Genomic DNA, 23,586 nt, shown 5'->3' on the forward strand with positions numbered 1-23,586 from the left:
AAATAAGGAAGAGACTCTATGTTACAAATTAATATTAGTACGATGAATTGGAATGGAATTCGTTATGGTGTATTTTGTTTAATTGCTTTATTTGGCTTGAATGCCTGTAAAAGCGCTAAAGATGCGGTAAAACCTAAGCATGTTGAATTGAAACATTGGCTTACCCTTCAAAAATATCCATGTTTTGGACATTGCCATGTTTACAAATTGAGTATGTATCGCAATGGATTAGTGATACTGGAGGGGAAGGAGCATTTGGAAAAAACCGGTGTGTATTTTAGTCAGTTGAGCCAAGATAAGATCAGAAGTTTCAAAAGAATGAGTGATGCATTAAACTGGGCCAGCTATCAGGCAGAATATTTAATAAACATTCCGGATCTACCCCTTACAGAACTTACTTACTTTGATGAAAATGGAGCAAAGAATAAATTTATTAAAAGCAATTCAAATCTTCCGAATCCATTGGATGAATTGACAAAAACCATGGCAGCATTGATTAAATCTGAAAAATGGACTCAAATACAAAAAAAATCGGATCTGACTAATCCAGAAATCATCAGCGATGAGTTTATTGTTGATATGGATAGCACCTTGACAGCAACGCAATTGGAAAATGAATTTTATTTGTATGATTTAAAATCAAAAAAGAGGCTGTCCAATGAAATGAATTTATGGAGTTTTAAATACGATGAAACAAAAATAAATCGCTATGAAATGCTCATTATGTTGCGGATGCGAACAGGAATACGGAGTGTTAATAATAATTTGAAAATACTACCGAGAGAATAGTTCACTTAGTTGTGTTTTAATATTCTTTAATGTGATGGGATCTGTGGAATTAATTTGAATTCCGCTAAGTTCCTTCCTAAACCAGGTAATTTGCCGCTTTGCATAATTGCGGGAATTTTGTTTGATGAGTTCGATGCAACGATCTTTAGTAATGCGTCCATCGAGATACTCATACGTTTCACGATAGCCTACTGTATTTAATGCTTGGCACGAACGATATTGTTCAAGAGATTTTGCTTCATCAAACAATCCAGCATCGATCATTTGATCAACTCGATTTTCAATTCGTTGATATAATAGGCTTCGTTCAGGAATCAGACAAATTTCTTTAATATCAAAGGGTTTGGGAATGTTTGGTTTATTCAAGAAACTTGAGAAGGGTTTGCCACTTTCAAAATAGACTTCCAATGCTCTTAAAATTCGTCTTGAATTGTTTAAATCGACTGTCGCGTAATATTCAGGATCCACTTCTGCCAACATGTTGCGACAAGCTTCTATGCCCTTTTCATCAAAGAGTGTTTGGCTTTGTAATTTAACTTCTGTTGAAGATAAAGGAATTTGATCTATCCCTTTTAGGATTGCTTTTATATAAAGTCCGGTTCCACCACACAGAATCAAGACCGGATGTTGTTTAAATAATTCATTCAAGAGCACATGAACTTCCTGTTCATAGTGACCTACACTGTAAGTGCCATCAATTGGGATATGATTAATGAAGTAGTGTTTAACCGATTGCAGCATTTCATTAGATGGTTTGCAAGTGCCAATCGTGACATCACAAAATAGTTGCCGGCTGTCTGCAGAGAGGATCGGACAATTCAGTTCGATTGCCCATTGGTATGCTAAATCCGTTTTGCCAGCTGCTGTTGGGCCATCTATTACCAGTAAAGTATTCTTCATGTTCTGCCGTCAAAAGTAAACAATTGTTTATTTTTACAGATTCCAATTAATGAACATTCAGTATGTTTTATAAATTACTAAAGGTCTGGGCGCATCTTGCATTCAGATTGTACTTCCGACGGATGTTCATTATTGGCAGGGAACGCATACCAAATAAGGGACCTGTAATTTTTCTTGTAAACCATCCGAGTACTTTTTTAGAAGCTTGTATCATAGCCTCTAACCAGCACCGTGATTTGCATTTTTTGGTTCGGGGTGACATGTTTGAAAAGAAATGGCTCTTGCCTATATTGCGATCAACCAACCAAATTCCTATCTATCGATTTAAAGATGGATTTGGAAAATTGCGCAACAACAAAAGCACATTTGATCAAAGTTTTGAAGTGTTGGCACAACAGGAGGTCGTACTGATGTTTCCCGAAGCGAGTTCGCAATTGGTAAAATATTTGCGACCCTTACAAAAAGGAGCAGCGCGATTGGCGATTGGAACAATTGAAGAGAAGAACGTAGATGAACTTTATGTAGTGCCAACCGGTATCTATTATATTGATCCAACCAAGAGCCGGAAAGATGTGTATTTGGAATTTGGTGAACCGATTAATGTTGTGGATTGGTATCGTTTGAATGAACAGGCAGATGACAAATTGGGTTTATTAACCAATTTATTTCAAGAAAAAATGCAAGTAGTGGTGCCATCCATTTCGCATCATCATCAGGAGGGGGTTTATAACCTTACATTTGAAATGATAGAAAAACAATTAAATCCTTACAATGGATCAGGTGTTTTTTATCATAAGGCTCCGCATCAACAATTGTTAAAATTTATAGCAGCACTCAATAACAAACCAACGCATGCTTTGACAGAAATTAATGACGCAATTCATGCTTATGTACCAAAAAATTTCAATTTTAAATCGTTTGATGCAGCTGTTTATTTTAATAGGGCAGAACGAATGAAGCAATTTATGGCATGTTTTATCTGTTTTCTAATTGGATTACCGGGAATAGTGGCTTTTGGGATTCCTTTAGTACTTGCTAAGTCATTTGCTAAACGCAAAATTAAGAGTTTAGAGTTTTATCCACCGGTTCGTCTGGCAATCACCATGGTTTTTCATTTTATATTTTCAATACCAATTGTGTTTTGGATTCATACCTATTTTAATTGGATTGAAACCTTCCTGTTATTTGGATTTTTGTTGCTTTCATTGTATGTATTTGGACTGTTTATGGATTTTGCGGCCTATTTAAAAGTGCCTTTTTTAGCCAAGTTCAATAAAAATTATAAAATGCAACGGGAGCAGATCGTCCAGCGTATTTGGAATTGATATCTTAAACCATTTATTTTTTAAAAAATTGATCAATTCGATCACAGACAATCAGTACATCAGATTCTGTTAGATAAAAATGCAAAGGCAATCTTAATAAGCAAGATTCAAATGAATCGGTGTTGATCAAATTTTGATTTAATTTATTTTTATAAAAACTGCTTCTGTGCAACGCTCTATAGTGGGTTGTGGTTTGAATGTTTTGAGATGCAAGCATTTGTTGCAATTGACTCCGTTGCGATTCATTATTTAATACAATGTAAAATTCACTTCCATTTATATGTGCATAATCGGGTACATTGGGTAAACGCAACATGCCTTTTACATGTAATTCATTTAGATTTTGTTGATACAGATTCCAAAGTTGCATTTGATGGTTAATAACCATTGGGAGTTCTTCTAATTGAGAAAATAACACAGCTGCTTGAAATTCTGACATGCCGTACGAAGAACCGATGGTTTGCCATTCATAAAAACTGGTTTCATGATGTTGAAATGCTTTTCGGTTGGTTCCTTTTTCAAATATAAGCTCTGCTTGATTTAAGTAAGATGCTTGATTGACGAGCAGTGCACCTCCTTCGCCACAATGAATTATTTTAGATGGGTGGAAAGACAAGCATCCCAGAGGAGCTATACTTCCTAAAAATTTATCTTTATAACGCGCACCGATGCATTGCGCAGCATCTTCAATGACTAAAATGTTATGTGCATTCGCAAAAGCAAGAATCGGATCCATATCGATGGCTATGCCAGCATAATGTATTAATACAATTGCTTTCGTTTGTGCAGTTACGTGTGGTAGAATTTGCTCTAATTCAACATTTGGTCTTAATGACGAGGTATCTGCAAAACGGATCGTGCATCCGCGTAGTAAAAAAGCATTTGCAGTAGAAGCAAAAGTGTAGCTAGGTAGAATAATTTCATCTCCGGATTTCAATCCAGCAAGCAATCCTGAAAATTCCAATGCATCGGTACAAGAGCCGCACAGAAATACATTTGAAATTTGTTGATTTTGTTTAAACCAGCCTTTGCATTTTTGGTGGAAGTCACCATCGCTGGCAGAATTATTTAACTTCAATACCTCATTCAGATAGTTCGCAGCACGCGTCGATTGATAGGCTCTGTGAAATGGGATGTTGTGGGCGGACTGCATTTCCAAATGATTGCTTACTTTCGCTGTAAATGTAAAACATTCTAAACGGATCTGGGTTTTGTAAATTAATTCATTCATACTATTTTCAAAGAGTCCATGGAATTTATCCGCAAACAAAGCCTTCTCAGTTCTATTATCCAGATTGCAGGTGCCGTTTTAGGTGGACTCAGTACGATTTTTATTTATCCAAACGATCTTAGATTGTACGGTCTTTATGGATTTTTAACCAATACGGCTTCCTTGTTGGTTCCATTTATTAGTTTGGGATTTGGAACGGTTTTATTGCGGTATTATCCACATTTTAATAGTACAGAAGAAAATTCATCCCGATTTTTTAGTTTTATTTTTTCTGCATATTCCCTGGGGATCCTTGTATTTGCATGTTTGTTTTTAATGTTGTTTCCATGGATTCAAAACCTTTTAAGTTCAAATGATGCTTATATAGTGCCCTTTGTAATATTTATTTTGCCTATAGGGATTTTGTACGTTGTATTTGATTTGTTTTCAATTCTATTTATCAATTTTAAGCGACTGGCTTTACCCGCGCTTCTCGTTTTTTTAATGAAATTATTTTTACCATTTTTATTTATCCTGAGTTTTAAGGATTATATCAGTGGCATTCAATTTACCTGGTTGATTTGTCTTTATTATCTATTTGCTATTGGACTTTTATATTATAAACTATCGAGCACGATTCAGTTTAAATTTCCTTTAAAGCAATTTGTGTTTCGTATCCAACAACGTGATGCGATGATTCGTTTTGCTTTGTTTTCCATATTAGGTGGAGCCAGTGCAATTTTGGCCTTGAGGATCGATTCGATTTTAGTGACTTCGTTTATTGGTGCTAAGGCAAATGGATTGTTTACTCTGGCTGTTTTTATCAGCAATGTAGCTTTTATACCTGCCGCTGCCCTGACCGATGGATTGAATGCAATGGTTGCTGCGCATTCCAAGGAAAAGAATCAGCAGGATCTTAAGGCAGTATATTCAAAATCATCCGTAAATATGCTCATTCCAACGGTATGGATCGCATTATGCATCTACACGGGATTCATTTATTTGAGTCAATTGATGCCTAATCCGGATGAGCTGATAAAAATCGAGCGATTGTTAGCCTGGCTATTGCTGGCTCGTATTGTAGATGCTGCAACAGGAATCAATCATTACATTTTAGCCTATTCAAAATACTATGTGTTGGAATTGTATTTATTGGTTTTAATGGCTGTGCTTAATATCGCATTTAATTTCTGGCTGATTCCACAGTTAGGGATTGAGGGAGCTGCATTGGCAACCTTTTTGTCGGTTGCGATTTATAACATTTTAAAAACGCTGGTAGTCTATTTGAAAACAGGCATGCAGCCATTTTCTCGATCCTGGTTAAAGCTGGTATTGCTGATTGGCATTTGTTATGTATTGATGTCACAAATCCATCTTGATTTATTCCCTTTGTGGTCACTTGCAATTCAAAGTGTACTCACAACGATCGTTTTTTTAGGATTGGTGTATTTTTGTAATATATCCTATGATTTAAATCAATTGATACTTGAATTTACGGAAAAAACACAAAGATTGTTTTCAACCAAACGGAAAACATAATAGAAATACAAATTCATTGAAACTACCTTCGGGCTCCTGAAAACGATTGATTGCTTGGCAATCTTATAAACTCTAGCGAGCCTGGTTTGACGCCTAGCGTAAAGGAATAATAACCAAATTGGGGAGACCAATCAAATTTCATTAACCAGCAATGTAAATCCCGTTCAAGCCCAAAGCTTGGATATTGAATTCCATTTTTATCAAAATTATAACTGATGTTGTTGATGTTGATTCTCCATTTATTGGTAAGTGCAATGCTCCCAGACAAAGTAAGGTTATGCAGCGTTCGTTCGAAAGTATCTTTTCCGGAAGCTAAGCGGAGATGTCTGAAATTAATAATATGCTGTATGTTAAAATTGTAAAATAATTCAGGCAAGGCTGTTTGTCCATTGTCTTTTTTATTTAAAATTTCTTTATTAAACAGTCCAATTAATTGTCCAATATTGATATTTGTATTTATATTAATAAATGAACTGGTTAGATACACAAGTTTTTTATTTAAATTTAGGGCATATGATTGACTCCGTATTTCCTTTCCATTTAGTAAGGTCCGTCCATAAGGATCCATCGTAATTCCATAATATAAGGTGGTGTATCCTTTAAAAATGCGACTGCTTCCGCTACCAGATATCAAGCTAAGTTTAAAGGAGTCTGCAAACACATTGTAATTGGCTGAAAAGTTAAAACCTTCTAGCAATGCAATTTTTTTGGCGGTGGAATCTTTTTTGGAATAGTATTTTAATTCAACCCGATTGCCAATGTTGAAATTTAAATTAAAATTTTCTGAAGGCACAGACGACGTTCCAAATGGACTTTTAGCAAAAACCAAGTATTCATACCTTCGGTTAAATGAATCACGTAAATCAGAGTCAACTTGCTTAAAATAATTGAATGGGTTTTTATGATAGTCAGGTGCATAACTCATTGAAATGGTTGGAGTCACCTGGTGTCGTAAGCCTCTAAACCAGGATTTAGAAGATTGGATTTGCCCAAATAACTGTGTTCCCAAACTTGCACCCGTGCTGAACGTCCGAAATGGATAAAATCCCGATTTATAGGTCGTTTGTTTTAGTCCGAACAAGGAATCAACTCCCATGGTATCTTTTAATATCGTGTCTTTCAAAAACAATTCTTGTTTATGAAAGAAAAATTCTTCATTGTAATTGATGCTCGGTGTAAGATTAAAATATTTTAATACTTTGAATGTTGCATTGATATCAGCACGGTGTTTTAATCCATAAATTAAATCTTTCTCAAAGCCCTTTTTAAATAAACTGGTATCTGTTGTATTTAATGTGTTTTGAAATTGAGCTCCATAACTTAAGTTAATCCGGTCATACCATTTTTCAGTTTGAGATATGCGATTTTTATTTTTAAAAGGATTGATGGTACGCATTTGCACATTTAATTCAGGAAGTGTCAGATTTAATTCGTGGGTAATTAAATTCTGAGAGTGGCTCATTGCAGCAGATAAACTAAACGGACTGTTTGGAAATGTATAGCCGTAATTAAAATTTGAACGCAAGACATTTTGTAAGGACTGTCTGGTATCTGAATAGACTGTTTTACTAAAACCTTTGGTTTCGATGTTCATGCTGCCGCCAAACGTTTGATATGGATGTGCACCGGCTTCCTGATTGTGACTCCAACGAAGACTTATTGGACGGTTTATATTCTTTTTATAGTCGCCGGAAATTTCTTGAATCCGATTTTCAAACTGAAGCGAAAAATTGCCATTGTAACGGTAACGCCATTTGTAATTCCCACTGACATTTATTTTAAATGAACCTTTAAAAAAGATATCCGTTATAAATTTCAAATCAACATGATCATTCAAAGGCAAATAATACCCGATACCGGCTAACCCAAAACCGCGTTCATCGTATTGATATTCTTTGGGAAATAAAATTCCGGATTGTGCATCTCTGGAAATTGGAAAAAAACCAAAAGGTAACCAGATGGGCGTTGGAATTCCTTCAATTTCAATATTGGAAGGACCGACCACCACCAATTTATTTGGAATAATTTTTTGACGGGTACTTGCAATGCCAAAATGAGGTTTTTCTGCATCGCAGGTAGTAATTAATGCATGTTTATTGTAAATGATATCATCCCCCTGGCTGCCGCTACTTTGTTTAGAGATAAATTTAGTTTGACTGCCATGAATGTATAAATCTTCTTCATGGGTTACCACTTCCTCAATCAAGCCTTTTTTTGATTTAAAATTGTAGGTAATTTTTTTAGCTTTAAAGGATTGGTCTGTTTCTTTAAATTGAGGAACTCCAGTTAAATTTCCGCTGGAATCTGTTTGGGGTAAGGCGATTGCAAGATTTGTATTCAATTCAATGCGAATGTAATCTGCCCGAATGTCCATGGTTTTATAATGGATGAATGCATTTTTGTATAAATGAATGACCCGCTCTTTGTAGTCAAACCGCACCCGGTCGTCTGCCCCATAATCCACTGGAACATCGATGCTGTCAGGCGAAACCAGATATAAAGCGCCATTTCGAATAATCAAGGAATCAGATCCTGTAATACCAAGGGCCGGCCGGTCCGGATTGGGCAAACTGTCCAGAATCTGGGCTGGTAAATTATAGTGTAAACTATATATTATAAAAATTATAAATACTTTATTCAAAAAAAGATATAAATTTATATATATTAAATTATTTAATATGTATATTTGTACTAAGAAAACTCAAAATGCAAAACTACGATAACAGGGCATGCCTTGCAATGCAATTTATTGTCTATAATTTAATAAGCTTAACGCTTTATTTTGGTCCGGTTATATCCAGGGCTCAAAATTTGTCTACGTACGGTGGACCGACCATCGTTTTAGACCCCGGACACGGTGGTCAGGACGACGGGGCAAAAGGGAAGGATTGTACTGAAAAGCAAATTACCTTGGCCGTTTGTAAGAAAGTGCAGGGTATATTGGCTGAAAAACTTCCCCGAGCTGCTATTTATTTTACCCGGGAATCGGATGTCTTTGTTGCCTTGCATGAACGCGCCCGGATCGCGAATGACCTTGATGCTGAACTGTTTATTTCTGTTCATTGCAATGCAGTGCCATCAAATCAGTCGAAGGTCAGGGGAACAGAAACCTATGTGATGGGATTGCATAAGGCCAAGGAAAACCTGGAAGTAGCTCGAAGGGAGAACAATGCAATTGCTTTGGAACATGGCAGTGATTTTCACTATAAAGGCATTGATTTCGAATCGCCGGAGTCCTTTATCGTACTAAATCATATCCAGGATCAACATTTGCAAAAAAGCATTGCTTTGGCAAAATCCATTGAATCCGAGTTCGATTTAGAGCATCCTGGGCATAGCAAAGGAGTCAAACAGGCAGGATTTCATGTGTTGCATCAAGTAAGTATGCCTGCAGTTTTGATCGAGTGTGGCTACATGACCCATCCGGAGGAAGTATCCTATCTGTGCTCTGCGAAAGGTCAACAGGAACTCGCCGAAATGATTGCCCGAGGCATTGTGCGGTATTTCTCTGTAAACCCGGTATATCCAAGCATTGCCATGCAGGACATTCAATCCAAAGCAGCGGTAAAGTCTGTTTCAGAGGAATCCTTGGTTATTTATAAAATTCAGCTTGCTGCTGCCAAGAACAAACCGGCCCAGGGATCTGTTTGGTATTCGGATCCTAATTACGAAATTCTTCAGGAGGAGGGTGCATACAAATTGGTTTATGGTAGTTTTATAAGCCAGGAAGATGCAAACGAGGAAAAGGAACGAATGAAACAGCAAGGTTTTAAAGATGCTTTTATCATTAAGTTTAAAGAAGATCAGAAACAAACTAAATAGTCTGATATTGCCCCGTTGTCCCCTGATATAAAATACGTAAATTAGCACCTCTTTTTAAAAAAATAAATTCAGAGCCTTGCGCAACGAAGTTAAAGTCGGATTATTAGGTATTGTTACCCTTGCCTTGTTGATTTTTGGTTATAAATATTTAAAAGGCAGCAATTTGCTGGATCGCTCCAAAACCTATTACATAAAATATCCGGATGTTGGACAAATGGATCCCTCCTCTCCGGTATTAACCAGAGGATATAAAGTGGGTACAGTTACTAAACTGCAATTGGATCCGGACAATCCTAAAATGATCCTGGTTACCATTGAAGTTAAAAATGAAATCAACATTCCTAAATCTGTTAAAGCTATTTTAGTAAGTCAGGGATTAATGGGAGGGAAAGCAATTGTACTTCAATTTGAAGAGTATTGCACCAATGATTGTTTAGCTAATAAATCCATGATTACAAATGCAGAAATCGCGGGCACACTCTCCAGCATGTTTAGTAAAGATGAATTAAAAGATTATACCCAAACATTTGGTGAAGAATTAAATCATATTTTGGATACGAGTAGTTTAAATCAAAATGTTCAGGTCGCTGCAACTGTAAAAAATATTCATTTCATATTAGATAATCTTGCTAAGGCTACTAAAAGTTTAAATCAATTGCTAAATGCCTCAACGGTGCATTTGGATAAAACACTTTCAAATCTGGATGTATTGACTACGAGTTTAGCAAGCAATGCAAATTCAGTTTCAAAGACCTTGCAAAATATTGAAAAAATTTCTGCCAATATCAATCAATCGGATCCGGGTAAATTGGTAAAATCAACGGAGGAAACCATGCAAGAGCTCAATAAAACGCTTCGAGATAGTAAAGCGAGCATCGCTACATTAAATTCTATATTAACCGAAGTACAATCAGGCAATGGCAGTCTTACTAAATTAATTAAAGATCCTGCCTTATACCAAAATCTAAACAATACCTCGCATAACTTAAGTCTGTTGATGCAGGATTTACGCCTCAATCCAAAGCGTTATATTCACGTTTCAGTATTTGGAAAGAAAGCAAAAGAATACAGCTTGCCTGAAAATGATCCGGCAGAGAAACGTTAATATACGATGCATTAACCCTTTCTTTTGGATTAATTCCTCATAACATTTGAAAAAATAATTGGGCTAAATTTTAATCGAAGCCATTCATTTAATAAGTCGGGCATTCATTTTAATACGATTTCTGAATTTAAGTGTCCGCCGGTCAATTGAAAATCGCACTGGGTCAATTCTTTAACTGTAAATGGATTTTTATTGACTCATTATTTTAGTAATTTTACAAGGAATGTCAACTCATGCTAAAGTAAACCCCTTTGTAACCTTATGGGTATTACTAACAATGGGTTTGCTGAGCTCCTTTAATTTGGCGGGTCAACCACATCGACTCAGTTTCCAACACTTAAATATTGAAAATGGACTCACCGATAATTCAATAAATTGTGCAACACAAGATGATGAGGGTTTTATTTGGATTGGTGGGGATTATGGTTTATCAAAATTCAATGGGTACAGTTCCCGTTTTATAAAAGCTTGTCAAAAAGATGCACCCGAAGATAGCAATTCGCGAATCGCTTGTGTCTTTAAAGATAGCAAAGGTAGAATGTGGTATGGGTCTGTTGGTTTGATTTTATTTGATCCGATTTCAATGGATTGTAAAATGTTTCGGCATGAAAAAGGAAATGTCAACAGTTTGCCTCACAACGATGTGTTTGTAATTGTTGAAGATGAGCACCACACGATTTGGGTAGGTACCAGAAAAGGTTTATTGAAATACAATGAGCAAACGCATGATTTTATAAATTACGTTCATGATACCTTAGGGACTGCTTCAGAAATTCATGCTAAGAATCGCATCATCGATATGGTGGCCGATCAAAATGGGTCTTTATGGATGACCACATTATCTGGATTATATCGTTTTTCAATTTCGACAAAAACCTTTGATGAATACCTATTGGATCCAAAAAACAGGACTTCTGAAATTGAAAACCACAGTACATTTTTAAGCCTGGATAAAAAGGGAAAACTTTGGATCAATTATTATTCGAAGGGAATCTATTTATTTGACACTGTCCGAAAGGACTATGTACGCATTCAATTTCCAACGATCGCAATGCAAAATGCGGCAAAACGGATCAGTGATCTATTTTGTGATTCGAATGGAAATACCTGGGTAGCCACTACGTTTAATGGGGTTTTGTTTTATAATACTGATTTAAAAGACTGGCAACATTATACGCACGACCCATTCAATATAAATAGTTTGTCTGATGATAAAACGACTTCAATATTTGAGGATCATGCAGGAATGATTTGGATTGGTACTTCGAGTAGGGGTATTGATCGAGTAAATTTATCAGGCGAACCTTTTGACCTGTATGTCTTGCAGCCTGGAAAGCAATTCTCCATGTGTGAAAATGATATCACCAGTTTTTGTGAAGATAAAAAGTCAAATTTATGGATTGGAACTAAAAATGGTTTGATGTATTTCGATGTGAAATCAAATGCGTTTAGCTGTTTCAAACATAATTTGAATGATCGAAATTCGCTTTCAGATAATTACATCTATGCTGTTGATATGGATTCTTCAGAAACGATCTGGATTGCAACAGAAAATGGACTTAATGCATACAATCCAAAAGCTAAAATTTGGAAGCGCTATTTATATTCAGAAAGCGATCCGAATTCATTGCCGGGAAGAGTCGCCTTTGATGTTGAAGTTCGTAAAAATGGCGAAGTTTGGGTGGCAAGCAACAGTCTGGTTTGTCGACTAAAGTCCAAGCAGGGAATTTTTGAAAATCGCTACAATAATCCAATCATTGAAAAGTTGCGGCATTCCTTTTATATAACAATCTTTGAGGATAGCAGAAAAACGCTTTGGTTATCCACTGCACGTGCCGGAATATTAAATGTGGATGATTCATTTAAAATCCTTTATTCGCGTTTCCATACATCCGATTTTAAAGCAAGCACCGTGCATCAATTTACGGAAGATTCGCTCGGAAATATCTGGATGGCATCTGATAGAGGAATATATATTTGGATTAGATCCAGTGGAAAAATAATGCCTGTCGAAACCAATGATCCCATTTTAAAAGGGGACATTCGATCCATCGTCTTAGCAAGCAATTCAACCCTTTGGCTAGGTACGCATCAAGGATTATATCAGGTCAAAATGCTACCAGATTATACCATGGATACGTTTACGAGATTTACCAGGAGTGATGGGCTTCAAAGCAATGCGTTTAATACGTTTGCAGGAATCATATTAAAATCAGGAGCCCTTTGTTTTGGTGGGATAAATGGTTTCAATATTTTTAATCCGGAACATATCCTAACCAATCAATACATACCTAAAGTACAAATTGAATCTTTTAAAATAGGAAATCAAGCGTATGACATAGTAAATAAAAATGGCCTGACTGAGTTGAACTTGAATCATACTCAGAATTCATTTTCTTTTGAAATGACTTCCTTTAATTTCAATCATCCGGAGAAAAATCAATATGCCTATCAATTGGTGGGTTTTCATGAAAACTGGGTGCATACAGGTACCTACCGCTTCGGAAGTATCAACAATGTACCTCCTGGAAAATATACCTTGCATGTAATCGCCTCAAATAATGACGGGATATGGAATAAACAAGGCCGCCAATTGCACCTAACGATATCCGCTCCCTATTGGAAAAGAAATTGGTTTAGGTCAATGCTTGGTTTACTTTTAATCAGCATCGGGTATTTTATATACACCAGGAGAATAAATTCGATAAAGAAGTTAGAGCAGTTGAATTCAGATACCGTTCGTCAAATTGCAGAAGCGCGATTAATAGCACTTCGTGCACAAATGAACCCACATTTTATTTTTAATTCTTTAAACGCGATCCAACAACTCATATCAGAATCAGAAAACGAACTCGCGCTTAGATATCTTTCTAAGTTTTCAAAGCTTATCAGACTTATTTTAAAAAACGCTAGTAAGAATACCCATACGATCGCAGAGGAATTAAAGATTCTGGAATATTATTTGGAGTTGGAATCCCTTCGATTTTCACCAAAATTCTCTTACCATTTTGATATTGACCCCAAACTAAATGTAGAAATGATTGAAATTCCATCGATGCTCATTCAACCTTTTGTAGAAAATGCATTGGTTCATGGATTGCTGCATAAAGAAACAGCTGGATTTGTTGAAATTCGTTTGCAGAAAGCTGAGAAGTTCCTGATCTGTTCAATTACAGATAACGGAATTGGAAGAGAAGCTGCTGCGATCATTCAAAAACAGAAGGGGCTCGTTCATGAGTCGATGGCTGTTCGGCTTAGTACAGAACGTGTTGACACATTGGCCAGGTTGAGCAATCATAAAGTATCCATTGAAATTAAAGATATAAAGGATGCGAAGGGCACCATTTTAGGAACGTGTGTTACAATTGAGATTCCAATAGATATATAAGTATGATCAAAGCAATTATTATTGAGGATGAACCTAGAAGCATTAAGTTGCTTAAAAATTTATTGATTGAGTATTGTCCGGAAGTTCGTATCGTTGGTGAAGCCCAAACCGTTGAGGAAGGCTATCAATGCATCGTGCAACATCATCCGGATGTTATTTTTTTAGATATTGAGTTGCAACGAGAATCCGGATTTGATTTATTAAATAAGTTTGTTGACATCCAGTTTGAAATTATTTTTACAACTGCTTTTGAACAGTATGCGCTTAAAGCAATTAAGGCATGTGCCCTGGATTATTTATTAAAGCCAATCGATATTGATGAATTGCAATTGGCAGTCGGTAAAATTAGCAATGCCACGACAACACCTAAATCCAATAAAAAAATAGCTGTATTTAAGCAAAATTTGAATGAGTCCAAATCCGGAATCTATCAATTGGCACTCCCTTCTGTTGATGGACTTACGATTGTTCCTGTTAATGAAATCATGTATTTGCGATCCGATCGTCAGTATACCATTTTTTATTTGAATTCAGGAGAGAAATTGGTAACTTCAAAAAACCTGGGTGAGTATGAAGAATTATTATCGGAATATAATTTTTTTAGAGTGCACCATTCCTCCATCGTCAACATTGCAGAAGTAAAAAAATATTTGCGGGGAGAAGGCGGTTCGGTTGTGATGAGTAATGGCGAACAAATTGAAGTTGCCAAGCGAAGAAAAGACGATTTTTTAAATAATTTCATTCGAAGGTAATTGGTGTTTTTCCGGATACCAGTTGTATATTAGTTTCTACCGCAAGTAAATTCTCGCTTTCTAAGCTGTTTAATTGATTCATATTTGTGAAGGATTAAATAAGTTTATTCTTATTTAATCTACAATCAAGCTTTAACCTTACCTTTTTTATTTATTCAATACTTTTTACTTCTGACTTTTTGATTCAGTAGCATATTTTATTTTAATGATTGCCATAGGACGTAAGTGTCGGGCAATTGGTTTGTAAAGTCATTACATAGTCTTTTGCAAGTACTTCAATGACTGGTAGGTTTTATTGGAATAAATTAAATTATTATTTACTTATAATTCTAACTATGAAAAAATTAATTCAATTGGTTATTGTGTTTTCTACATTTGGAAATGCAATTGGGCAATCTTTTAATCCCAATTTGGCTTCTAAGTTACAACAGAAATTAGATGCCTTGGTGTCATCAAATCCGAACACGAAAGGGATGGCAGCGAGTGTGTATTATCCCGGTCAAGGTATATGGACGGGGGCAAGCGGGCTGTCGTACAGCGGCCATCCAATTACGGCGGACATGGAGTTTGGACTGGCCAGTAATTCTAAATTATTCACTTCGGTGATGTTATTAAAGCTTGCGGAGCAACAGGTTTTATCATTAGAGGATTCACTCCATGAATGGTTGCCAAATTATAATAATATCAATCCAAATGTCACAATTCGTCAACTATTGAATCACCGGAGTGGCATTGATGATATGTTTTATACACAAGCGCATTTAGATTCCATATTAAAAAAACATGACCGGATTTGGAAACCTGAGGAAGTATTAAAATGGATTGGCCCCATGCGATTTACTCCCGGTACGAATTTTTATTATTCTAACACGAATTATATATTGGCAGGTTTAATTGTCAAAAGTGCAACCGGGCAATCCATTGCAAAGCTCATCAGAGATAGCTTATTAACTCCACTGCAATTAGACAGCACATTCAGTGATGTTGAAGAAGCTCCGATCGGTACGATTTCACACCGATGGTATAATGGGATTGATTTTCACGATACGTCCAGATTGTCTTTAAATAGCGCGAGCGGACCTGCAGGTGCTATATTTTCAACCGTAAGTGAAATGGCACAATGGTATCATGCATTGTTGGATGGAAATATCTTGTCGCCAAATTCTTTAGCAGAGTTGACTAATTTTCTCACTCCTGGAAATTACGGTTTGGGTTTTGCTAAGTATACGTTCTTTGGAAATCTCTGTTGGGGTCATGGAGGTCAAACACTGGGTTATAAAACACGTATGATTTATGATCCTTGCATGAAGGCAGTAGTTTGTGGTCTTTCAAATTCTTTTCCTTCTGCATCTGATGGAATCACCGCATCATTGTATCAGGTGTTGGTAGATTATTTACCAGCCTGTCCAGGTTTAATAACAGGATTGACTACAGTTTGCCAGGGACAATCGAATGTTGTCTATACCATACCGGCCATTAAAAATGCGACGAGTTATATATGGACCCTTCCTGATGGAGCACAAGGCTTTAGTTCAACGAATAGTATAAGCATTCATTTTGGATCGAATGCAATTTCCGGAACTATAATCGTACGCGGTGTAAATGACTATGGTGAAGGTGCTATCGCAAAATTGGCAATCACTGTAAATCCAATGCCCAATGCGATTATTACCGCAAATGGTTCAACAACTATATGTCAAGGAAGCAAATTGGAACTTACAGCAAATCAAGCCAGTTCATATCTTTGGAATACGGGTGCAATAACACAAAGCATTGAAGTAGCAACTGCTGGAAATTATATTGTCACGGTAACAAATTCAATTGGATGCAAGGCGGTATCCAATCCAACTACAGTAAAAGTCATAACAATTCCTGGATTGCCGGATCCAATTGTTGGACAAACGTTTGCCGTGTGTGCAAATTCAAGTGGAACGTATTCAGTAAGCCAAGTGAATGATGTACAATATTATTGGACGCCTCCACCTGGATCAACAATCACCCAGGGACAAGGAACGCATTCAATTAGTATAAACTTCAATGGCAATTTTATAAGTGGAAGTTTAAGTGTGTTAATGTATAATGCCTGTGGTTTGGGTCCAAAAAGAAAAATAACGATTAGTTCTGTTCCAGCCGTACCTGGTTCAATCGTTGGAAAAGTGTATGCAAATTGCAATGCTACTTCCAGCTATTCAATACGGACGGTAGAATCGGCTTTAAATTATACCTGGACTACTGACATTCCAGGTGCAGAAATTACAACATATCAAAGTCCGGGTGATACCGCTGTCAGTATAAAGTTTCAACAATTTTATAGTGGGTACATACAAGTCACAGCCAATAATAATTGTGGCTCCAGTGCCCCTAGGAAATTGCTTGTATATGGCGTTCCTTCAGTTGCTGGAACAATTTATGGGAATACAGCACCTTGCGCTGGTTCAACACAAAACTATTACATCGCAGCGGTTACAGGTGCTACATCCTACCAGTGGACGGTTCCTACTGGATCTGTGATACTTTCCGGAAGCAATACCAATAACATCAAAGTATTAATAGGTGCAAATGGCGGGGATGTTTCAGTAATTGCAAAAAATGCATGTGGAAATGGTCCAGTTAAAAAACTTTCAATAACAGTTCCTTGCCAAAGTATTAAACAGCCGGATGATTTGGGATTGACCTTATCTGTTTATCCCAATCCATGCAATGAATCTGTTCACCTAAGTTTTAATGAGACAAAATTTGGGACAGGGCTCATTCAGATAACGGATTTCAAAGGGACTTTATTAAAGGAAATACAACAAGCTTATGTTTCTGGAAGCAATTCAGCCATTGTTCAATTAAATGGCTTAAGCAGTGGAATTTATTTTTTAAATTGGATTTCAAACGATAAAATCAAAACAGTTAAACTAATCAAGATGAATTCCAATTAAATGATATTGGAATCTTTAAAATCGCTTGGACAAAGAATGTAGTCCAAGCGATTTTAAAGATGTTTTATAAATTTTATTTATTCAACAAGCAGTTTTTTTGTTATTCGCTCATGCCCGTGAACGAGCTCAATAATATAAACACCTTTCACCAAATTGGAAACAGCTAACGGGATAGTGTGCAAACCGGAAGCCAAGGTTCCGTTTGTAAAAGTTTGAATCTTAGTTCCGTGAATATCAAAAATGGATAGTGAAACATCCTGGGATTCATTCAATTCAAAATTTACAAATGTCTGTGTACTGGCAGGATTTGGAATGATTTGAAATTTAATATTAGAGTTTGATTCATTGGTTGCAGTTACAGGAATGGATGCTTTCATCGTAACGATGCTGTAAGCTGGTAAGGAAATATTTGTTTGCAATCCGCTTACATTCAAGTTGCTGGATTTCCAATAATTATTTAAATAGGATGTAAATTGATTGAATTGCAATCCACTATAGGGTAAATTTAATAAAGCAGTTTGAACTGAATTCCGTGTATTGATGAGAACGATGGTCAAGGTATGATCCGTATCATGCAAATATGCACTGCCCAATAAATCTGTTGAACCGTTTGTAATGCAGAAAATGCGTTGAGCTCCCGGACGAATAAATTTATAATAGTGTTTAGCTGCATTGTATTTTGGCGAATTGGTGGAAGCATTTGAATTGGTTAATCCATAATTTGTAACATTGCCATTGTTGTCAGCCGTTGTAAATGTCCAATAGATCCAGGCGCTTTCCATACCGGTTGTTAAAGCTTGATGAATGCGAATACCAATTCCAAAAGCACCGTCTCCTGGAAATCCGTTTGCTGGAAATAACCATTCCGGACTTTCACCAGACGTTTCGGTCATCCAGGATTTTTTATTGAAGGAAGAAAATCCTTTGATGTTTGCAGGTATTCCAGGTGCCGGACTGGCATTCCATCCATTAACCCACCAATTCCATAAATTTGGATTTGCACCCGCTGCGGTTACACCATCATTTGCATAGCCATGAATACAGAAAAAGTCAATGGCTTTTAATGCATCTGGATCTTGTCCGATGGTACGCAGGTATTGTAAATTTTTATGAGTGGGTCCACCATATTCCCATAAACCATAGGAATCACCTCCCAGCAAATCCTCGGGTCCCATGATGCGGATGGATTTTAATTCGGGGTATTTATCAAATTCATTTCGAACGGCTTTAAGTGCGGCTATGTATTGCGAAGAAAGGGGATAGGTCATGCTGGAATAATACTCTTCAAAATTTAATTCATTTTGAATGCTGATCGCATAAAAATTCATCCCATGAAATCGTTGATATCCGGCAATGTATGCAGCCGTACTGCGTGCAAATTGAGTAAGTGAAGAAGTAGGTCCGGTTCCACCCTGAGATTGATCATTAAAAATTGCAAGGGGTGTTCCTGAAACATCCAAACGACCTCCTGCAAAATTACCGCCCCATACAAAAGGCCATGGAGTATTGGCAACCGGTCCCGGCCACCAGTTTTGATTGTAGCGATTTCCGGAACTGACTTTTAACCAAGGGAGCGGCGACCAGATAGATCCTACCAATTTGAAGTCACCCAATTGCGGGATCTTGGCTTTTCCGGTTGGAATGGCTCCATCCGTCTGATATCGAAAATAGCTGATGTTCTTTTCCATATCCGGACCCATTACGGCAATGGGCGCATTTCGACCTCCAAAACTTCTTGAATAATCTGTGGGATTTGTATAGGTTCGAACCCGATTTCCTTCAGGACCATCCGGGTTGGCAGCGTCTTCAAAGTTAAATACGTTTTTTACGGATGAACCCATAAACCAGGGAGAGAAATAACTGAGATCTGAATAGGGAGAAATTAAACTGGGTGTCAGATCCACTCTATAAATGCTGCAGCCCATGTCGTCAAAATACAATTGGTTCCACCAGGACTGATTTACGGAAGCATCGCCTTGATGGGCTCCAAATCCGTCAATAAACTGGTATTTTGTATTCGTAGATACATTGATCGTTGCAGTTTGCGAAAATGCGGTTGCAAGAAGGAACTGAACGATACTGAAGCTTGCGATTAGATAGTTTTTGTGATTATTCATTGCAATTTTTTAATAGAGGCAAATTAGATCGATAAATGAAAAGCTGTTTGACATTCTGACTCTTGGACTAAAAGACTCTTAGTTTATCAATCTATAGAGTGAAAGGCCATAAGAACCATAGAACCATAGCTTAAAGAAGAAGACCCCTTAAGGTACTAAAATGTTGTCTGTGAATCGTAATAAAATAGTAGGATATTATTTTTGGTAAGTATTGTTTTAAGTAATTAACTGGAGCATGTGATATTCAAAATTGGATATTTGAGATCCTGTGCTTTTAACTGCAGCGTATGGAAAGAGTGTGTAAAAATGTGCTCAATGAAATTTAAGATTTCTGATATAGGTATGACTAAAACAATCATCACAAATTTCGTTAAGTACCAATATATTTTTATGCAGGTAAATTGCTGCATTGTTGAAACCACCAAAATCCATAAGCCAATTGACATCGTTTGCAGGATTCAAAATCTTTTTGTATTTAAAATTGCTTTCATATACCAAGCTGTCATTGATAAATTCAAGATAACGTGTGCCATCGATGATCAGGCTTTTCGAGTAATTTTGATTTAAATGGCTTAGGGTCCATCCGCCAATTCCACCTTCAGATTTTTCCCAAATCCATCGACCGTTTAGATTGGGTTCAATATCCAGGTCATTTTGTTGGTTGCAAGATAGACTTAAAATGATCAGGCTGAGTACTAGCAATTTCATAGCATAATTATTAATTTAATTTCTAATTTTAAGATGCGGTCAATCGGTTCCTGCTTAAAATCTTTTGTGTCAATAAATTCCGTTTTAAAAAATTTCAATTAAATCCTATAGCGAATTTAAATAAAATTATTCAAAATGTCCATTCATTAACTAAATGCTGTCTAATGCATCGATTATAAAACATCAGAGGATGGTAAATTATTTTATAGAAACCCAAAAGAAATGACAGTAAATTGAATTCCTGACATAGCTTTATTTCTTTCTTGCTATCTCATACACCTGCCACGCTACTCCCTTTTCTAAAATGCATTTACTAAAATGCATCCCAATTTTCTGAAGCACGCAAATGGAAGCTGCATTTTGTTCCATTGCCCGTCCCACGATTGCAGGTAAATCCAAATGTTGAAATCCATAATCTAAACAAGCTCTTGAAGCTTCAGTTGCAAATCCTTGTCCCCAGTATGTTTTAAAAAATCTAAAACCTAGATCATATTCATTGAGATCCGGATTGTATTTTAAACCACACCAACCTAAAAATTGATCGGTTGTTTTATGGATGACAGCCCATCGTCCCAATCCAGGTGCCTGGGTCTTGATATATTGCTTTATAAAATTGTTAGCCTCCTCCAACGAATGGAATGGAACATCCCCGGTATATTTTAGTACATCCGGATCTTGATTTAAATTAAAAAGTGAAATGCCGTCTTCAATAATAAAGGGCCGCAGGACGGTACGTTCTGTTTCCAAAAATTGCATTCTCAAAAATAATTCTTTTACATTAAATCAGATCCATTCCAATTCGTTTACAGTCATCTCACTTTTCACCGTTCCGGTATGAGCAGTTTCTTTGGGTTCAAACAATAAATTAAAAACCAGTTCACCATCCGTATGGGGGCGGTGTTCTACACCTTTTGGAACGATCAATACTTCTCCTTCATGGACTGCTACCGTCGTGCCATCTCTAAAATCCATAAGCAGGGTTCCTTTGAAAACCATAAACAATTCATCTTCATGTTCATGACTGTGCCAGACAAAGTCGCCTTTAAGTTTACATAATTTAACATATTGGCCGTTTAGTTCGCCAATGATATGAGGCGTCCAAAGTTTATCAAACAATGAAAATTTTTGCATTAAATTAATGGACTGAATATGCTGATTAGCTTGCATACGTTTGTATTTATTTAGATCTAATGGATAAAATTATAAAATAAGCAATACTACCGACCAAACAAACTAATGCAATGGGGAGAAACCAAAAGCCAAGTTCATGCGATCCTCCTTTTGCAATAAAGATGGTTTTAATTACTAACGAACTAAAAATCAATACAAGAATTAATTTTACATAGCGAAGCATTCTGGTAGCGATTGCATATTGTCTGATTGCATTTTCTTTCGTAATTTCAACCGAATAATTATAGTGATGCGGATATTTTTTAAGAGCGCTAAGCCCTATATTGAGTAGGCTTGCAATACCTGCCAAAATAAATAAATTTGATTTACTTCCAAAGTCATCTGCTTTTCCATATGCATTGTAATGCTGAGGTATTACTTCAGGCAAATCGGAATAATTTGCAAGGAGAAAGACCCACATCGCAACGAGCGCAATCCAGCTGCATACTTCAACAAGGCTGTCTAAAGTACTTTCTTGATTTTTTATTTTAAATCTGGTGTCTATACTATTTGTTTTAAAGTTTTACAAGCTGTAAAGTCCATTGTCTCAGTTTATGCAATCATGTGCATTATGCATTAGTTGAATTGAAAAATAAATGGGAATATAAAAGTAACCAAACAGATCCACAAAATGTAAACTGGTATAAATAAAACGATGGAATATTCCACCCGCTGAATTTCAGCTTTTTTAAATACATGTCTCATGAGTTGAATCGTTATAAAAACCAGGTGAATCAACATCAAGGTATTTGCGCCCAATACAGCCATGCGGTTTGGGGTAATTCCCCATTCTGAAATTCTATATAAAATGGCAGAAAGTGCAATTCCATTTACAATAATGGTTACTAGTGACAATCCCAAAAGGATATAGCTTCCTAATTTGCCCGTGCGTTGTTTACCGGTTTCTGAAATTGAAAACAAGATAATTGCCATCACGCCTATTAAGAGTGCATTAAAGATCAATAAAAACTCGCGGTCATTGTATGGATCTTTTCCTGAATAGAAAATAGCCACTAGATAAATAAGCAGCATGATGAATACCAGCGGACTGAAAATCCCTGCAATGACAGGAGAAATTTTATTTACTAATTGGGGATTTGTTTGGGTTAAGTACGTACCAACGATAGGAGCAGCGGCAATTCCGAAGATCCCAAAGTAATTAAAATAGAAATCCTCAATTTGAATTCCAATGACAGAGAATAAACCAATGGTAATGCCAGTAAGCATTCCGCCTGAAATTAAAATCAAGCCTGTTATGATGATTAAGTCCCCATTGTATCGAAGAAACTCAAGAATTTTGGATGTGTTTTTGAATTCCCCGTTTGCATAGGAAAATCCTACGACGGCCCATAACAATAAAGGCAAGTGGATGCATGCTAAGATCAAGGTATCGCTTTTTTCAGCCGACGGCAATAAATTAATATACACAACACCAAAAAGGAAAATAAAACCGGCAAAGATTGTTCTTTTTATGGACAGTCCTCTGCTCCAGGCAAAGTAACAAGTTAATATTGGAAAGACTATAAATCCGATGTTTCTCTGATAAAACAACTCAGGATTTAAATCAAATAAGGACGGTATTTTAGCCAATGCACCTGCAACAAGTGAAGCAATCAATAAAAACAGGAGTTCATTTCGATTGCCCCAGGATATGTCGGGTCGATCATAGTTAATTCGTTCATTCCAATAGGCAATCAATTTTTGATCCATCTGCTGAGGATTAAGCAATTTCAAGGCTGCTTTAAATTCAGATTTATTGTCGCGGTACATTTTTTCCAATTGTTTTGGATTGTCAATGTGTGATTGTATGTCCATGATGTTCTATTTTACGTTG

17 protein-coding genes are annotated in these 23,586 nt (G+C 36.5%); 8 read left to right on the forward strand and 9 right to left on the reverse strand.

The genetic code is table 11. From position 1 onward, the window contains the following. Positions 1–18: 18 nt before the first annotated feature. Positions 19–789, forward strand: a complete 771-nt coding sequence (locus IPK91_15465) for a hypothetical protein (protein ID MBK8298642.1) — start codon at positions 19–21, stop codon at positions 787–789. On the opposite strand, the gene miaA is transcribed toward IPK91_15465, so the two are convergent. Continuing rightward, on the reverse strand, positions 775–1,689 hold the full coding sequence (gene miaA / locus IPK91_15470) for a tRNA (adenosine(37)-N6)-dimethylallyltransferase MiaA (GenBank protein ID MBK8298643.1): 915 nt from the start codon (positions 1,687–1,689) through the stop codon (positions 775–777). The genes IPK91_15465 and miaA overlap by 15 nt on opposite strands. A 62-nt stretch (positions 1,690–1,751) precedes the next feature. On the opposite strand from miaA, the gene IPK91_15475 reads away from it, so the two are divergent. After that, positions 1,752–3,014, forward strand: coding sequence for a 1-acyl-sn-glycerol-3-phosphate acyltransferase (locus IPK91_15475; GenBank protein MBK8298644.1), 1,263 nt, complete (start codon positions 1,752–1,754; stop codon positions 3,012–3,014). Between the two features lie 13 nt (positions 3,015–3,027). Here IPK91_15475 and rffA read toward each other — a convergent pair whose 3' ends face one another. Next, on the reverse strand, positions 3,028–4,245 hold the full coding sequence (rffA, locus tag IPK91_15480) for a dTDP-4-amino-4,6-dideoxygalactose transaminase (protein ID MBK8298645.1): 1,218 nt from the start codon (positions 4,243–4,245) through the stop codon (positions 3,028–3,030). Between the two features lie 18 nt (positions 4,246–4,263). Between rffA and IPK91_15485 the strand changes: the two genes are divergently transcribed. Continuing rightward, positions 4,264–5,763, forward strand: coding sequence for a polysaccharide biosynthesis protein (locus IPK91_15485; protein ID MBK8298646.1), 1,500 nt, complete (start codon positions 4,264–4,266; stop codon positions 5,761–5,763). Positions 5,764–5,785: 22 nt separating this feature from the next. Here IPK91_15485 and IPK91_15490 read toward each other — a convergent pair whose 3' ends face one another. Further along, positions 5,786–8,404 (reverse strand): LPS-assembly protein LptD, encoded by a 2,619-nt coding sequence (locus tag IPK91_15490; GenBank protein ID MBK8298647.1) that lies wholly within the window; start codon positions 8,402–8,404, stop codon positions 5,786–5,788. 65 nt (positions 8,405–8,469) lie between these two features. Here IPK91_15490 and IPK91_15495 point away from each other — a divergent pair, with 65 nt between their 5' ends. From IPK91_15495 to IPK91_15515, 5 genes are all read left to right on the forward strand, one after another. Continuing rightward, positions 8,470–9,585, forward strand: coding sequence for an N-acetylmuramoyl-L-alanine amidase (locus IPK91_15495; protein ID MBK8298648.1), 1,116 nt, complete (start codon positions 8,470–8,472; stop codon positions 9,583–9,585). A gap of 76 nt (positions 9,586–9,661) precedes the next feature. Then, positions 9,662–10,690 carry an MCE family protein gene (locus IPK91_15500; protein ID MBK8298649.1) on the forward strand — a complete coding sequence of 343 codons (1,029 nt, stop codon included), beginning with the start codon at positions 9,662–9,664 and terminating at the stop codon, positions 10,688–10,690. A 223-nt stretch (positions 10,691–10,913) separates the two neighbouring features. After that, a complete protein-coding gene (locus IPK91_15505; GenBank protein ID MBK8298650.1) occupies positions 10,914–14,078 on the forward strand; it encodes a histidine kinase in 3,165 nt (1,054 codons plus the stop codon). A 2-nt stretch (positions 14,079–14,080) separates the two neighbouring features. Further along, positions 14,081–14,830 (forward strand): response regulator transcription factor, encoded by a 750-nt coding sequence (locus tag IPK91_15510; protein MBK8298651.1) that lies wholly within the window; start codon positions 14,081–14,083, stop codon positions 14,828–14,830. A gap of 335 nt (positions 14,831–15,165) precedes the next feature. Beyond that, positions 15,166–17,757 carry a serine hydrolase gene (locus IPK91_15515; protein MBK8298652.1) on the forward strand — a complete coding sequence of 864 codons (2,592 nt, stop codon included), beginning with the start codon at positions 15,166–15,168 and terminating at the stop codon, positions 17,755–17,757. A 77-nt stretch (positions 17,758–17,834) separates the two neighbouring features. On the opposite strand, the gene IPK91_15520 is transcribed toward IPK91_15515, so the two are convergent. The 6 genes from IPK91_15520 to IPK91_15545 form a co-directional block, all read right to left on the reverse strand. Then, positions 17,835–19,874, reverse strand: coding sequence for a T9SS type A sorting domain-containing protein (locus IPK91_15520; GenBank protein MBK8298653.1), 2,040 nt, complete (start codon positions 19,872–19,874; stop codon positions 17,835–17,837). A 312-nt stretch (positions 19,875–20,186) separates the two neighbouring features. After that, positions 20,187–20,582 carry a hypothetical protein gene (locus IPK91_15525; GenBank protein MBK8298654.1) on the reverse strand — a complete coding sequence of 132 codons (396 nt, stop codon included), beginning with the start codon at positions 20,580–20,582 and terminating at the stop codon, positions 20,187–20,189. Positions 20,583–20,834: 252 nt separating this feature from the next. Continuing rightward, complete coding sequence (locus IPK91_15530; GenBank protein MBK8298655.1) at positions 20,835–21,338, reverse strand: GNAT family N-acetyltransferase; 504 nt, start codon at positions 21,336–21,338, stop codon at positions 20,835–20,837. A gap of 27 nt (positions 21,339–21,365) precedes the next feature. After that, a complete protein-coding gene (locus IPK91_15535; GenBank protein ID MBK8298656.1) occupies positions 21,366–21,749 on the reverse strand; it encodes a cupin domain-containing protein in 384 nt (127 codons plus the stop codon). Between the two features lie 10 nt (positions 21,750–21,759). After that, complete coding sequence (locus tag IPK91_15540; GenBank protein MBK8298657.1) at positions 21,760–22,173, reverse strand: DUF1648 domain-containing protein; 414 nt, start codon at positions 22,171–22,173, stop codon at positions 21,760–21,762. Between the two features lie 155 nt (positions 22,174–22,328). Then, a complete protein-coding gene (locus tag IPK91_15545; GenBank protein MBK8298658.1) occupies positions 22,329–23,567 on the reverse strand; it encodes a DUF4153 domain-containing protein in 1,239 nt (412 codons plus the stop codon). Positions 23,568–23,586 lie beyond the last annotated feature (19 nt).

It is taken from the genome of Saprospiraceae bacterium, assembly GCA_016712145.1.
Taxonomy (GTDB): Bacteria; Bacteroidota; Bacteroidia; order Chitinophagales; family Saprospiraceae; genus Vicinibacter.